At 55.9% G+C, this 14,770-nt stretch carries 11 protein-coding genes; 10 read left to right on the forward strand and 1 reads right to left on the reverse strand.

Going from position 1 to position 14,770, the window contains the following annotated elements; genetic code table 11:
- The 9 genes from KP708_RS13345 (at position 1) to recO (ending at position 12,146) form a co-directional block, all read left to right on the forward strand.
- Positions 1–798, forward strand: coding sequence for a type III pantothenate kinase (locus KP708_RS13345; protein WP_046901429.1), 798 nt, complete (start codon positions 1–3; stop codon positions 796–798).
- 51 nt (positions 799–849) lie between these two features.
- Complete coding sequence (locus KP708_RS13350; protein ID WP_064273152.1) at positions 850–2,508, forward strand: ribonuclease J; 1,659 nt, start codon at positions 850–852, stop codon at positions 2,506–2,508.
- 11 nt (positions 2,509–2,519) lie between these two features.
- Complete coding sequence (gene proS, locus KP708_RS13355; RefSeq protein ID WP_099212244.1) at positions 2,520–3,836, forward strand: proline--tRNA ligase; 1,317 nt, start codon at positions 2,520–2,522, stop codon at positions 3,834–3,836.
- Positions 3,836–5,083, forward strand: coding sequence for a lipoprotein-releasing ABC transporter permease subunit (locus KP708_RS13360; protein WP_215750839.1), 1,248 nt, complete (start codon positions 3,836–3,838; stop codon positions 5,081–5,083). Before proS ends, KP708_RS13360 begins: the two co-directional genes overlap by 1 nt.
- Positions 5,076–5,765, forward strand: coding sequence for an ABC transporter ATP-binding protein (locus tag KP708_RS13365; RefSeq protein WP_215750840.1), 690 nt, complete (start codon positions 5,076–5,078; stop codon positions 5,763–5,765). The genes KP708_RS13360 and KP708_RS13365 overlap by 8 nt, the downstream gene beginning before the upstream one ends.
- 60 nt (positions 5,766–5,825) lie before the next feature.
- The gene (gene dnaE, locus KP708_RS13370) at positions 5,826–9,248 is read left to right on the forward strand and encodes a DNA polymerase III subunit alpha (protein WP_215750841.1); all 3,423 of its coding nucleotides are present in this window, start codon (positions 5,826–5,828) and stop codon (positions 9,246–9,248) included.
- A gap of 171 nt (positions 9,249–9,419) precedes the next feature.
- Positions 9,420–10,214, forward strand: a complete 795-nt coding sequence (gene rpsB, locus KP708_RS13375) for a 30S ribosomal protein S2 (RefSeq protein ID WP_046901435.1) — start codon at positions 9,420–9,422, stop codon at positions 10,212–10,214.
- Between the two features lie 102 nt (positions 10,215–10,316).
- A complete protein-coding gene (tsf, locus tag KP708_RS13380) occupies positions 10,317–11,225 on the forward strand; it encodes a translation elongation factor Ts (RefSeq protein ID WP_046901436.1) in 909 nt (302 codons plus the stop codon).
- A gap of 123 nt (positions 11,226–11,348) precedes the next feature.
- Positions 11,349–12,146, forward strand: coding sequence for a DNA repair protein RecO (gene recO, locus KP708_RS13385; RefSeq protein WP_215750938.1), 798 nt, complete (start codon positions 11,349–11,351; stop codon positions 12,144–12,146).
- On the opposite strand, the gene KP708_RS13390 is transcribed toward recO, so the two are convergent.
- Positions 12,106–12,582 (reverse strand): hypothetical protein, encoded by a 477-nt coding sequence (locus KP708_RS13390; protein WP_215750842.1) that lies wholly within the window; start codon positions 12,580–12,582, stop codon positions 12,106–12,108. The genes recO and KP708_RS13390 overlap by 41 nt on opposite strands.
- Between KP708_RS13390 and parC the strand changes: the two genes are divergently transcribed.
- Positions 12,559–14,769 (forward strand): DNA topoisomerase IV subunit A, encoded by a 2,211-nt coding sequence (parC, locus tag KP708_RS13395; RefSeq protein WP_211496928.1) that lies wholly within the window; start codon positions 12,559–12,561, stop codon positions 14,767–14,769. The genes KP708_RS13390 and parC overlap by 24 nt on opposite strands.
- The last annotated feature ends 1 nt before the right edge of the window (position 14,770 follow it).

Here is a 14,770-nt window from a genome sequence, read left to right on the forward strand (position 1 = left end):
GTGCTTCTCGTCATTGATGCTGGCAACACCAACGTTGTGTTTGCCGTCCACGACGGCCAGTCGTGGATCGGTCAGTGGCGCATGTCCACCAGCGACTCCCGTACAGCAGATGAATATGCCGTTTGGTTACTGGGCCTTTTTGATCGTATCGGGCTGACGCCTGCTTCTGTCACACGCGCGATTATCGGAACTGTTGTTCCCGCAGCATTATATGATTTGCGGCGTTTCTGTCGTCAGTGGCTCGATGTGGAGCCACTTGTGGCTAATGCTGGCTTGGATTGGGGCATTGAAGCACTAGTCGATAATCCGGCAGAACTTGGTGCGGATCGTCGATTGAACGGTCTGGCAGCCCAGCACTTTTATGGTGGCCCGCTCATTGTTGTTGATTTTGGCACGGCAACAACGTTTGATGTCGTGAATGAATACGGTCAATACTGTGGTGGGGCGATTGCTCCGGGCGTCAATCTGTCCATTGATGCCTTGCACAGAGCGGCCGCTCGATTGCCACGGATGAGCATCGGGCGCCCTCTGAACGCAATTGGCCGAAGCACAAGCGTTGCCATGCGTTCCGGACTCTTCTGGGGCTATGTTGGCCTGGTTGAAGGGATCGTAGGAAGAATTTCCGAAGAAATGGGCGGACGCCCCAAGATTGTTGCAACAGGCGGTCTTGCGCCTCTGTTTTCAGAGGGCACCAACCTGTTTGACGTGATGGCCCCGGATCTGACCCTGGATGGCCTCCGTCTTCTGGCGGACCGCAATGCGCTCCTGCCGATCTCTAATTCCCCCGAAGGCATGTAGGCTTTCGGCAATGAATATCGCTCATGATGGTAACACACGTAAGGAATAACTATGACGGATACACCTGACGGTTTGTCCTTCCTGCCTTTGGGCGGGACGGGCGAGATCGGCATGAATTTCAATCTCTACCGCCTCACTAAAAACAGTAAGGAAACCTGGCTCGCCATCGATTGCGGCATTGGCTTCTCAGGTAACGACACGCCTGAAGCTGAAGTGCTGATGCCGGACCCGACGTTTATCGCGGACCGCGCAAAGGATCTTTGTGGGCTGGTCATCACACATGCCCATGAAGATCATCTGGGTGCAGTAGCCCATCTCTGGCCTTATTTGCGCTGCCCGGTTTATGCCACGCCGTTTGCTGCCGCAGTGTTGCGTCGTAAGCTGCATGAAGCGCATCTGGTTAATCAGGTAAAAATTCATGTGGTGATGCCGGGCTCGCGCTTCCATGTCGGCCCGTTTGATCTTCAGTTTGTGTCGGTGACGCACTCTGTCGCGGAGGCACAGGCAGTTGCTCTGCGAACACCCCATGGGCTGATCGTTCATACCGGTGACTGGAAGCTGGACGAAAATCCGCTTGTTGGCCCGGTCACTGATCTGGAAGAGTTTCGTCGTCTGGGTGACGAAGGCGTTCTGGCGATGGTGGGTGATAGCACCAACGTCATGAAGGAAGGCCGCTCAGAGTCCGAAGCGGACGTCCGCAAGGGTTTGACGGATCTGATCACAAGTCTTCAGGGGCGTGTGGCCGTAACGTGCTTTGCCAGCAACGTGGCGCGCGTTGAGAGCATTGCGAAGGCTGCCATGGCGGCTGGTCGTGCTGTCATGATCGTGGGCCGTTCCCTGCGTAATCTTGAAACTGCTGCCCGTGAGTGCGGTTACTTCAGCGATCTGCCTCCGTTCCTGACGGAGCAGGACGCACGCGACGTCCATGATGACAACCTTCTGATGATCATCACGGGAAGCCAGGGCGAGCCTCGTTCTGCCCTGTCCCGTATCGCGTCCGATACTCATCCGAATATTTCGCTGGGTGAGGGTGACACGGTCATTTACAGCTCTCGCGTCATTCCGGGGAATGAGCAGGCCGTCATGGCTGTGCAGGACAACCTGTCCCGTCGTGGTGTGACTGTTCTGACTGACAAGGACGCGAAGGTTCACACGTCCGGTCATGCAACGGGCGATGATATTCGCGTTCTGTATGGCATTGTCCGTCCGAAATACAGCATTCCGACGCATGGCGAATGGCGTCATCTGACGGCACACGCGGCTCTGGCTCATGAAATGGGTTCTGATCCGATCCTGTTGGAAGATGGCGACATCCTGAACCTGTCTCCAGGTGAAGTGAAGGTTGTCGATACGGCACCGACTGGTCGCCTGGCGCTGGATGGCGGTCGTCTTCTGCCCATGACGGGTGGTGTTCTGGCGGCACGCCGCAAGATGCTCTTCAACGGCATGGTTCTTGCGAGCTTCGCTGTTGATGACGAAGGCTATGTGATCGGTGAGCCAAAGATCAGTGCGCCAGGTCTTCTGGAATCGGAAGATCCGGAAAGCATTCGCATTCAGGAAGAATTCGCTGATTCTATTGACGAAATTCCTGATGAACTGCGAAAGGACGACACGGCATTCCGTGATGCGGCCAAGACGGCCCTGCGCCGTGCCCTGGGGCGCAAGCTCCAGAAGCGTCCGCTTGTCGATGTTCATCTGCTGCGCGTCTGAGAGAATAGAGTATGCGTCTGAGTAAAGCCTTTCAGCCGACGCTGAAGGAAGTTCCGGCGGAGGCGCAAATTGCGTCTCATCGCCTGATGCTACGTGCAGGTCTGGTTCGCCAGACCTCCTCGGGTATTTATGCCTGGTTGCCAGCGGGCCTGCGTGTTCTTCGGAACATCGAGCAGATCATCCGCGAAGAGCAGGATACGATTGGCGCACAGGAAGTCCTGATGCCGACGCTTCAGTCTGCTGATCTGTGGCGTCGTTCGGGGCGTTATGACGCTTATGGTCCGGAGATGCTGCGCATTCAGGACCGTCATGGTCGTGAGCTGCTTTACGGACCGACGAACGAGGAAATGATCACGGATATCTTCGGATCGTCCGTAAGTTCCTATAAGCAGCTTCCCAAGGCGCTGTACCATATTCAGTGGAAGTTCCGTGATGAGGTTCGCCCGCGCTTCGGTGTGATGCGTGGTCGTGAATTCCTCATGAAGGATGCCTATTCCTTCGATGCAGACTATCAGGGGGCGGTTAACAGCTATCGCCGCATGATGCTGTCCTATCTGCGGATTTTCCAGCGTCTTGGCGTTCGCGCTGTGCCAATGGTTGCAGATACGGGGCCGATCGGTGGTGATCTCAGCCATGAGTTCCTGGTTCTCGCGCCAACAGGTGAAAGCGGCGTATTCTTTGATGCTGCCCTTGAAGAGCAGGATTGGCTGGGCCGTCCGGTTGACTGCGATAACGAGGAAGATCTCGCCGCATTCTTCTCTTCCGTGACGGATCACTATGCCGCAACGGATGAGAAGCACGACGAGGCTGCCTGGGCGGAAGTGCCGGATGACCGGAAGCGGGAAGGGCGTGGCATCGAAGTTGGCCACATCTTCTACTTCGGCACCAAGTACACGGAATCCATGGGTATCGAAGTCAGCGGTGCCGACGGGACGAAATTCTCGCCTCACATGGGGTCTTATGGCGTCGGTGTCTCCCGTCTGGTGGGTGCGATCATCGAAGCGTCTCACGACGATGCGGGCATCATCTGGCCGGATTCTGTCGCACCGTACAAAGCTGCGATCCTTAACCTTCGTCCGGGTGATGAAGCCTGTGATGCTATCTGCGAAGAGATCTACGGGGCTGATCCAGAGAACTTCATGTACGATGATCGCTCCGAGCGCGCGGGCGTGAAGTTTAACGATGCTGATCTGATGGGTCATCCCTGGCAGATCATTGTCGGTCCTCGTGGTGCCAAGGAAGGCAAGGTTGAACTGAAGCGCCGTGCAGATGGTGAGCGGTTCGAGCTGCCGGTGGCTGAAGCGCTGGCCAAGATCGGAGCAGCCTGATGTTTGGCCGCTTCGAGCGTATGGTGGCGGGGCGCTATCTGCGTGCCCGCCGTGGCGAACGCTTCGCCTCGATCATTGCAGTTTTCTCATTGGTCGGAATTGCGCTCGGAGTGGCCACACTCATCATCGTGATGTCGGTGATGAACGGGTTTAAGGCCGATCTGATGGGGCGCATCCTGGGTCTTCACGGTGATCTCACTGTGTTTGGCTATGGTCGCCCTATTGAAGCCTATCAGAACGACGTCGAGGCTATCCGCTCTGTTTCTGGAGTGAAATCTGTCATTCCCATGGCGCAGGGGACTGTGCTCGTGGAAGCTGGTCGGTATTCAACTGGTGCAGAGGTTCAGGGTGTCGCCCAGCAGGATCTTCGTGATTGGCGTGCTCTGAGTAACGGGATTATTTCCGGTTCGATTGATCGTTTTACCGGCGACGATGCTGTTGCCATCGGGACGACCATGGCAGATCGTGCTGGCCTGACGGTCGGTTCTCCGATCACCCTGTTGTCTCCGGACGGCCAGGCCACACCGTTTGGCACGATGCCGCGCGTGAAGACGTACCATGTGGCCGCCATCTTCGATGCCAACTGGAACGATTACAACTCGAACATCGTTTTGGTGCCGCTCCCTGCCGCACAGAAGTTTCTGATGCTCGGGAGCGCCGTCTCCTTGATTCAGGTTTCAACCAACGATCCTTCGAATATTCAGCCCACACGTCAGGCCATTGCGCAACGCCTTGATGATCCGCGTCTTCGGGTTCTGGACTGGACGCAGAGCGCGAACGGCTTCCTTGATGCCGTGACGGTTGAGCAGAACGTTATGTTCCTCATTTTGACGCTCATCATTCTGGTTGCAGCCTTTAACGTCATTTCGTCCCTCATTATGATGGTGAAGGACAAGACGCGTGATATCGCCGTGTTGCGGACTCTGGGTGCGAGCCGGGGGGCAATCATGCGGATCTTTCTGATGAATGGCGCTTTCGTCGGGATTGTCGGTACGGCTGCTGGTTCTGCCCTTGGTATTGCGTTTGCCCTGAATATCGAACGCATCCGGCAGTGGCTCCAGTCTCTTACCGGCACCAACCTGTTCAACCCGGAAGTTTACTTTCTCGAGCGTCTTCCCGCGAAGCTGGTCTGGTCGCAGGTTGGAGAAGTAATTGCCATGTCTCTGGTGCTTTCTCTTCTCGCAACGCTGTATCCATCCTGGAGAGCCGCGCGAACTGATCCGATTGAGGCGTTGCGTCATGAGTGAGATACAGGTTCCAGCATTAAAGCTGGAAAATCTGACGCGTCGTTTTCGGTCAGGTGAAGAAACACTCGAAATTCTATCGAGTGCTGAGTTTACGCTTTACCCTGGCGAAATCGTGGCTCTTGTAGCCCCGAGTGGAACCGGAAAATCTACACTTTTGCATCTTGCAGGCCTGTTGGAAGCTCCAACCGAAGGTACAGTTTACATTGGTGGCAAGGCCGTAAGTGGATTGAGCGATAGTGTTCGCACGGCTGTGCGGCGTGATCAAATCGGGTTTGTGTATCAGTTTCACCATTTGTTGGGTGAGTTCACAGCACGCGAGAATGTCATGTTGCCCCAGTTGGTTGCGGGTGTGTCCGCAAAGGTGGCGAAGGCGCGTGCCGAAGATCTATTGGGACGTTTTGGATTGTCTCATCGCCTGAATTCTTTGCCCGGCCGCCTGTCTGGCGGTGAGCAGCAGCGGACTGCTATCGCGCGGGCATTAGCCAACAGGCCAAAACTTCTCCTTGCGGATGAGCCAACCGGCAATCTGGATGTTGGGACGTCTGATCACGTTTTTGATGAGCTATTGCGTGCCGTTCGTGAGGAAGGTGTTGCAGCACTGATTGCAACGCACAATCAGGAACTTGCAGCCCGTATGGACCGGACGGTGACGTTACGGGATGGGAAGCTCGTACCGTTCTGAGTTGAGGTGACCTGCAAGAAGAGCGCTGTATCTGCTCGCCGGTCCTGATAGAATAGAGGCATGTCTCATGCCGATTTTGTCCATCTCCGTAATCACTCAGCCTACTCCCTGAGCCAGGGCGCCATTCGCATTCCAGATCTGGTCAGTCTGGCTGTGAAGAACGGTATGCCTGCCGTTGCATTGACGGACAGTGGCAACTTATTTGGTGCTCTGGAATTTTCTCTTTACTGCCGAAGCAGCGGTGTGCAGCCAATTGTCGGCTGTCAGCTCTCATTTCCATCGCGCAGTACCAAGCCCGGAGCTCCTTCTGAGCCGCTGGTGGTGTTGGCCCGGAACGAGACGGGACTGGCCAATCTCCAGATCCTGTCTTCTGAGGGCTTTCTGAACGGTGATCCGGCTGATCCAACAATCGCTGTGGATGTGCTGTGCCAGCATGCCGATGGGTTGTTCCTTCTGACTGGCGGCAATCGTGGGCCGATCAATCGGTTGATTTACGACGAGCAGAAAGGTGAGGCAGAAGAACTGCTGCGTCGTCTGGCAAACGCTTTTCCGGGTAATATTGCTGTGGAACTCAATCGCTTCGGCGCAGCGGGTGAACGCGAAATCGAAAGCGTTCTGATCCCACTCGCGGACAAGCTTGATATTCCCCTTGTGGCTACCAATGAGTGCTTCTTTCCGACGCCGCAGATGCATGAAGCCCATGATGCGCTCATCTGTATTGCGCAGGGGCGGACGATGGCCGAAGCGGATCGTTGGCACGTTTCTCCTCAGGCCTGGTTCAAGACGCCGGCTGAGATGCGGGAGATCTTCAAGGATCTGCCAGAAGCTTGTGACAATACGCTCATTATTGCGCAGAAATGTGCCATCGCTGCGTGCACGCGAAAGCCACTTCTGCCGATTTGCCCGAAGGTTCGTGAGGGCTCAACCGAAGAAGAAACGCTTCGTGCCATGGCATGGGAAGGGCTGGAAAAGCGCCTCGAAGCTATCAGTGCGGACGAAGATAAACGAAAAATCTATTCAGATCGGCTGCAAACTGAACTCGACATCATCGCGAAGATGGGCTTCCCCGGCTACTTCCTGATCGTTGCCGACTTCATTCAGTGGGCAAAAGCGCATGATATTCCCGTCGGGCCTGGGCGTGGATCGGGTGCAGGCTCACTGGTGGCTTATGCACTGACCATCACTGATATTGATCCGCTACCCTTTGGCTTGTTGTTCGAGCGCTTCCTGAACCCGGAACGTGTCTCGATGCCTGACTTTGATATCGACTTCTGTCAGGACCGGCGAGACGAAGTTATCCGCTATGTCCGTGAGGAATACGGTGGAAGCCGTGTCGCTCAGATCATTACCTTCGGTAAACTTCAGGCCAAAGCTGCCGTCCGTGACGTTGGTCGTGTACTTGGTTTGCCTTACGGCATGGTTAACCGCGTTGCAGAACTGATCCCGAATAATCCTGCCAAACCAGTGACGCTGGCGCAGGCGATTGAGGGCGAACCGCGCCTGCAAGAGATGCGAGACAGCGATGAAGCTTTAAAACGGCTTCTGGAAATTGCTCTTCAGCTTGAAGGTCTCTATCGGCACGCCTCAACACATGCTGCAGGCGTCGTGATTGGTGACCGAGAACTGGTCGAGCTGGTGCCGCTTTATCGAGACCCGAAGAGCGACATGCTGGTCACCCAGTATAACATGAAGTTTGTTGAGCAGGCCGGACTGGTCAAGTTCGACTTCCTTGGTCTGACGACATTAACCATACTAAAGCGTGGTCTGGATTTCCTTAAAGAACAAGGAATTATCGTCGATCTCTCACGGATTCCATTAGACGATAAAAAGACTTTTGAAATGCTCGCGAAGGGAGATACGGCTGGTGTCTTCCAGTTTGAAGGCGCGGGCATGCGCGACATGCTCAAACAGATGGCCGCCAGCCGTCTGGAAGATCTGATTGCCGGTGTGTCGTTGTATCGACCAGGGCCGATGGCCAACATTCCGGACTATTGTCGGCGTAAACATGGCGAGGCATGGGAGCCGCCTCACGAAGAAATTCGGGATATTCTGGAAGAGACCTATGGAATCATGGTCTACCAGGAACAGGTCATGCAGATCGCTCAGAAAATGGCAGGCTACAGCCTTGGTGGTGCTGACCTTCTGAGACGCGCCATGGGCAAGAAGATTGCGTCTGAAATGGAGAAGCAACGCGAGATCTTCACTGATGGCGCTACGGCCCGAGGAATTCCAAAAGATAAAGCCGTAGAAGTCTTTGATCTTATGGCTCGTTTTGCGGACTATGGCTTTAACAAATCACATGCCGCTGCCTATGCTCTGGTTTCGTATCAAACGGCCTGGATGAAGGCGAACCATCCAGTCGCATTCCTTGCCGGCTGTATGTCTCTGGCGCGGGAAAAGACGGATAAACTCGCTGCGCTTTGTCAGGAAGCAAAGCGTATGAAAATTTCGGTACTTCCTGTTGATATCAATCGTTCAATGGCAGATTTTTCCATTGAGACACTGGAGGACGGGCGTCAGGGTATTCGTTATGCGCTTTCAGCCATCAAGCGCGTAGGGACTGCCGCCATGGAGGCGGTGGTAGCAATTCGCGGAGACCGTCCTTTCAAAGATCTGACAGATTTTGCAGAGCGATGTGACCCTAAAAGCATCAACAAAATTCAGATAGAAAATCTCGCAAAATCAGGAGCTTTTGATAGTCTTCTTAAAGATCGTCACACTGTATTTGCGAGTGCGGACATCCTCATCCGCCGGGCGCAGGCGAGAGCGCAGGAACAGCAGGTTGGTCAGACGGGTCTGTTTGGCGGGAGCGGACAGGAGCGGGAAATTCTCCGTCTGAATGAGGGGCGCCCTTGGCCGGATTTCGAACGTCTCTCGCTGGAAGCGTCTGCTATTGGTTTCCATATGAGCGCCCATCCTCTGGACGCATACCGTACGGTTCTCAGGCGCTTGGGTGTCACGCCGTCGAACGCACTGGAAAATGCTGCAAAAACAGGAAGTACCCGCGTCAAGATCGCTGGATGCGTCGTGGATAAGAAAGAGCGTCCTACCCGAACTGGCAAGAAGATGGCGTGGGTTAATCTTTCGGATAGTGGCGGTGGCTGTGAAGTCACGCTCTTCGCTGAGACATTGATGTCCTGCCGGGATCTCTTGGTCGCAGGGCAAGCTATTCTTGTGCAGGCTGAACTCAAACTGGACGGGGACGCTCTGCGGATCACGGCACAGAGCGTCATGGATCTGGAGGTCGCAGCCGCGGCTGAGCGGTCTGAAATGCGTGTGTGGCTCCGCCAGTCAGCCGCTTTGCCCAGTCTTTCCGAAATGCTTGAAGAAATGCGTGGCGGACATGGGCGTGTCGTACTGCTTCCTTCTCTGGAAGAGACCCAGGATGTGGAAATCCTTCTGCCCGGGACATATCGCGTGACGCCTCGGTTGGCTGAGCGGATGCGAACCATCCGTGGCGTAGAGAAGGCTGAACAGCGATAAACCAGAGAAAATTCTTGCAATAAGGGCGCGTATCAGCCATATCGCGCTCGTCCGTTTTCTTCCCTTCAAGGAGGTTGGCGGACAATCCGCACGCATGACCATGAGGTTTTCTGGTGTTCCGCAAGGGACGTCGTCATGCGGAGGTCTAACCAGATGCTAGGAATTTGAATCATGGCAATGCCAGAATTCACCATGCGCCAGCTCCTTGAAGCCGGCGTTCACTTCGGTCACCACACGCGCCGTTGGAACCCTGCAATGGCGCCGTACCTGTTTGGTATTCGCAATCAGGTCCACATTATCGATCTGCAGCAGACCGTTCCCCTGCTGGACCGCGCCCTGAAGCTGGTCCGCGAGACGGTTGCAAACGGTGGTCGCGTTCTTTTCGTTGGAACGAAGCGCGCTGCTGCTGAGCATGTTGCTGAAGCTGCTCAGCGTTGCGGCCAGTACTACGTGAACCACCGCTGGCTCGGCGGCATGCTGACGAACTGGAAGACCATTACGGGTTCCATCAAGCGTCTGCGCCAGATCGACGATATGCTGTCCGGTGACACGGCTGGTCTGACGAAGAAGGAAGTTCTCGACATCACGCGTGACCGTGAGAAGCTCGAGCGCTCCCTCGGCGGTATCAAGGAAATGGGCGGCCTGCCTGACCTGATTTTCGTGATCGACACGAACAAGGAAAAGCTGGCTGTTGAAGAAGCCAACAAGCTCGGCATTCCGGTCATTGGCATTCTGGACAGCAACTCCAACCCGGCCGGTGTCACGTACCCGATCCCGGGCAACGACGACGCTATCCGCGCCATCACCCTGTACTGTGACCTGATTTCTGGCGCAGTTCTGGACGGCATTTCTGCTGAGCTGGCCGCTTCCGGCCACGATATCGGCGCTGAAGAAGAGCTTCCGGCTGAGACCGCAGTTCTTGAAGCTGCCGTCGCCGAAGGTGAGCAGGCTCCAGCCGCTAACTGAGACAGCGTGCCGTGTTCTCTCTGATGGCACGGCAACTGAAAAACATGCATGCGGTCGGGCGTTTACGCTCGGCCGCATGATCTTTTCGAGGGATAAGAGAACATGGCAGAGATCACCGCAGCCCTGGTTCGCGAGCTACGCGAAAGCACCGGCGCAGGCATGATGGATTGCAAGAAGGCTCTGACTGAAGCCTCTGGCGACATGGAAGCCGCCATCGACTGGCTGCGCACGAAGGGCCTGTCCCAGGCTGCCAAGAAGTCTGGCCGTACCACGGCAGAAGGTCTGGTTGGCGTTGTTTCCGGCCCGAACCGTGCCGCTATGGTCGAAGTCAATGCCGAGACGGACTTTGTTGGCCGTAACGAAGCATTCCAGGCTTTCGTTGAGCAGGTTGCTCAGGTTGCTCTGGAAGTTGGTGATGACCTGGAAACCATCAAGGCTTCCAAGGTTCCGTCTGGCCGTACGGTTGCAGACGAACTGACGCATCTGATCGCTACGATCGGTGAAAACATGTCCATCCGTCGCGCCAAGGTTCTGTCCGTAGAGACCGGCGTTGTCGCAAGCTACGTGCACAGTGCACTGCGTCCGGGCATTGGCAAAATCGGCGTTCTGGCTGCTCTTGAAGCACCGTCCGAGAGCGAAGCCATTCTGACGCTTGGCCGCCAGATTGGTATGCACGTTGCTGCAACCCGTCCGGCTGCTCTGGACGTTGCAAGCGTTGATCCGGAATCTCTGGAGCGTGAGCGCGCTGTTCTGATCGAGCAGGCTCGTGAGTCCGGCAAGCCGGAAGCCATCATCGAAAAGATGGTCGAAGGTCGTGTCCGCAAGTTCTACGAAGAAGTTGTTCTTCTTGAGCAGGTCTGGGTACTGGACGGCGAAAGCCGCGTGTCCAAGGTCGTTGAGAAGGCTGGCGCGAAGCTGATTGGTTTCGAGCGCTTCCAGCTTGGCGAAGGCATCGAAAAGGAAGAAAACGACTTCGCTGCTGAAGTGGCTGCTGCTGCTGGCACGAAGTAAGATCTTTCTTTTTCCGGCTGATGGGCTTGCCTGTTCAGTTGAATACGAGAGACTGGAAACTCCCGCATGGTTATCGTGCGGGAGTTTTTCTGTTTTCAGGGGCTGTGGGGCTGCTTTGCAATGATGGAATGGGAAGCCGCTGCGCTTGTTCTCTCCGTTCGACCCTACGGTGAAGGCAGCGCACTTGTTCACTTATTGAGCGAAGAGCACGGTGTTTCGCATGGAATGGTCCGTGGTGGTGGTTCACGGAAACAGGCCTCGCTCTGGCAAACCGGTAATCTTGTTATGGCCCGATGGCGCGCCCGGTTGTCTGATCAACTTGGAGGTGTGACTGCCGAGCCGGTGCAAAGTGTGGGAGCCAGATTGCTGGACTTGCCGTTGCAACTGGCGATGGTCAGTAGTGCATGTGCCCTCGCTGACGGGGCGCTCCCACAGGGTGAGCCTCATCCTGAGCTTTTCATGCGCTTGATCCGTCTACTTACATTGATTGCTGTTGCTCCCGAGCCGCCTCCCATGGCGGCCTATATTCGCTGGGAACGTGAACTGCTCGGTGGCCTTGGGTACGGTCTGGATCTTTCGACCTGTGCAGTTACGGAGACGACTGAAGATCTGGATTTTGTCTCTCCACGATCTGGCCGGGCTGTCAGCGTTGCGGGAGCAGGAGAATGGCGGGACCGTCTATTGCCGCTTCCGGCCTTCCTCCGACATGACGAAGAAGAAGGCCTGCCTGACGAATGGCTACAGGGAATGACCCTGACAGGTCATTTCCTGGCACGCTGGGTCTTTGGCGTCCGGCATCAACCATTGCCTGCAGCCCGCGAAAGGCTTTTTGAACGTGTCCGTAAATTGACGGAGCCAAACGAGTTGCAGAGCGATGAGGTCAGTATTGCACCTGAGCCGGACCTGGGCGAAGGCCACTGACGACATCCGGGTCCGCGCGCCAGTTCCAGACTGACCAGTCCCATCCCGGATGCTGATTAATTTCTGCGGTCATACGTTGTTCTTCATTCGCAGAGACATGGTGGCCGGACTGGTAAGCGTGGTAAGCTGACATATTGCCCATATAGACGCACCCACAGGCTGTCGGATCCGCATAGAGCAGGACCGGAATATTGCCTTGCATGCGGTACGTCATGGTGTTGGCAGGAAGCAGGTTCATCATTTGCCAGCGGGCTGTTGTATCGGCTGGATGGGCGACAAAGCCGCTGCGAGCCAGTGTATCTTCCTCATGGAGGATGGGCCGGTAGGGTGAACAGGCCGAAAGAAGAACGAGGGCGGCGCTGGACAGAAGCGGGCGCCAGTGTCTAATTCCTGCGGAGAAAAGGGGAAGTGCATGGGCGTTGATCTGGCGGGTCATATTGAGGATACCAAGCTCGCGGAGGCTCTGAGCGAGCGATATATTGCGTATGCGATGTCGACGATCATGTCGCGGTCCCTTCCGGATGTGCGTGATGGTCTCAAGCCGGTGCATCGGCGCCTCCTCTATGCGATGCAGCAGCTACGCCTTGATCCCACATCAGGGTTTAAAAAGTGTGCACGTGTCGTCGGTGACGTGATCGGTAAGTTTCATCCGCATGGTGATGCGTCCGTTTACGAAGCGCTGGTGCGTCTGGCGCAGGATTTTGCCGTCCGTTATCCGTTGGTGGAGGGGCAGGGTAACTTTGGTTCCATCGACGGTGATGGCGCGGCTGCCATGCGATACACGGAAAGCCGCCTGACGGAGATTGCCCAGACGCTGCTGGATGGCATCAACGATGATGCTGTCGACTTCCGGCCGACCTACGACAACGAAGATCACGAACCGATCGTTCTGCCTGGGACGTTCCCGAACCTTCTGGCCAATGGCTCCGCGGGTATTGCGGTGGGCATGGCGACAAGCATTCCGCCTCACAATGCTGGTGAAATCTGCCGAGCTGCAAAGCTGCTGATTGAAAAGCCTGAAGCAACAGTTGCGGAACTTGTCGATTACATCCCAGGCCCTGACTTCCCGACCGGTGGCATTCTGGTGGAAGATCGGGATTCGATTATCCGGTCTTACGAAACTGGCCGAGGCAGTTTCCGGACACGGGCGCGCTGGGAAGTTGAACAGGGACGTTTCGGTACGTGGTGCATTGTCGTCACTGAAATTCCCTATCAGGTGCAGAAATCCCGGCTGATCGAACAGATTGCCGAGTTGATGGAGCAGCGTAAGCTGCCCTTGCTCGGAGATGTCCGGGATGAAAGCACCATGGAAATCCGGCTGGTGCTGGAGCCCAAGACCAAGGGATGTGATCCTGAGGTCCTGATGGAGACGATGTTCCGCAACACGGCACTTGAGAGCCGGTTCAGTCTGAACATGAACGTTCTTGGCGGGGATCGTGTACCGGGTGTTCTGTCGATCAAGCAGGTCATTCAGGCTTGGCTGGCACATGTGCATGAAGTGCTGGTTCGACGTTCCAACCATCGCCTTGCGGCAGTCCTGCGTCGACTGGAAATTCTTGACGGCTTTCTGGCGGTTTATCTGAATCTTGATGAGGTTATCCGCATCATCAGAGAAGAGGATGAGCCCAAGGTCTGCCTTATGAAGACCTTCACATTGACGGATATTCAGGCGGAAGCCGTGTTGAATATGCGTCTGCGCTCTTTGCGGCGCCTGGAAGAGATGGAAATCCGCAAAGAACGTGATGCGCTGGCGGATGAGCGGAAGTCTCTTGAAACCCTTCTGGGGTCTGAAAAGCGGCGCTGGACACGGATCGGCAAAGATCTGGACGCCACGATTAAAAAATTCGGCAGTGGCCCACTAGGTGATCGCCGGACAACAATTGCTGAACCGCCCAAAGCCATCGATATTTCAGCGGCTCTGGAGGTTGATCGTGAGCCTCTGACAATCCTGCTGTCCAGCGAAGGCTGGATACGGGCCATGAAAGGTCACGGATTGGACCCGGAAGGCCATCGATTTAAGGAAGGCGATTCACCAGGACTGATGGCGGAGTGTCAGAGCACAGACCGGGTTTGCCTGATTGCCAGTGGCGGAAAGGCGTTCACACTCAAGGCTGCGGATCTACCCCGCGGGCGTGGTTTCGGTCAGCCAGTGCGGACGCTGATGGATATCGCACAGGAAGAACGCATCGTGGCGATGTTCCCCGTGACGGAAGATGGCAGACGCCTGATCGCGTCCGAAAGCGGGCGTGGCATGATTGTCTCTGAGGCCGGTATCGTTGCTGAAAAGCGGACAGGTAAGCAGGTGTTTAACGTCAAGGATGGGGAAAGCGTTTTTGCCTGTATTCCGGCAGTTGGAACGCATGTTCTGGCGGTTGGGCATAACAAGCGCGTTCTTATTTTCCCAATGGAGCAGGTTCCTGAGATGACGCGTGGGTCAGGCGTCTCTCTGCAGAAGCTGGGAGATAGCACATTGCGGGATCTTCGAGCGTTTACGCTTGAAGAGGGCCTTCTGTGGCAGCCCGGGCAGCGTGTACGACCTGCTGCTGATCTGGCCCCGCTTGAAGGACGGCGCGGTGCAGTTGGGCGTGCCGCCCCGCAATGGATCCTGCGCAAACCCAGCTGAT

This window comes from Gluconobacter sp. P5H9_a, from assembly GCF_018812085.1.
Classification (GTDB): domain Bacteria; phylum Pseudomonadota; class Alphaproteobacteria; order Acetobacterales; family Acetobacteraceae; genus Gluconobacter.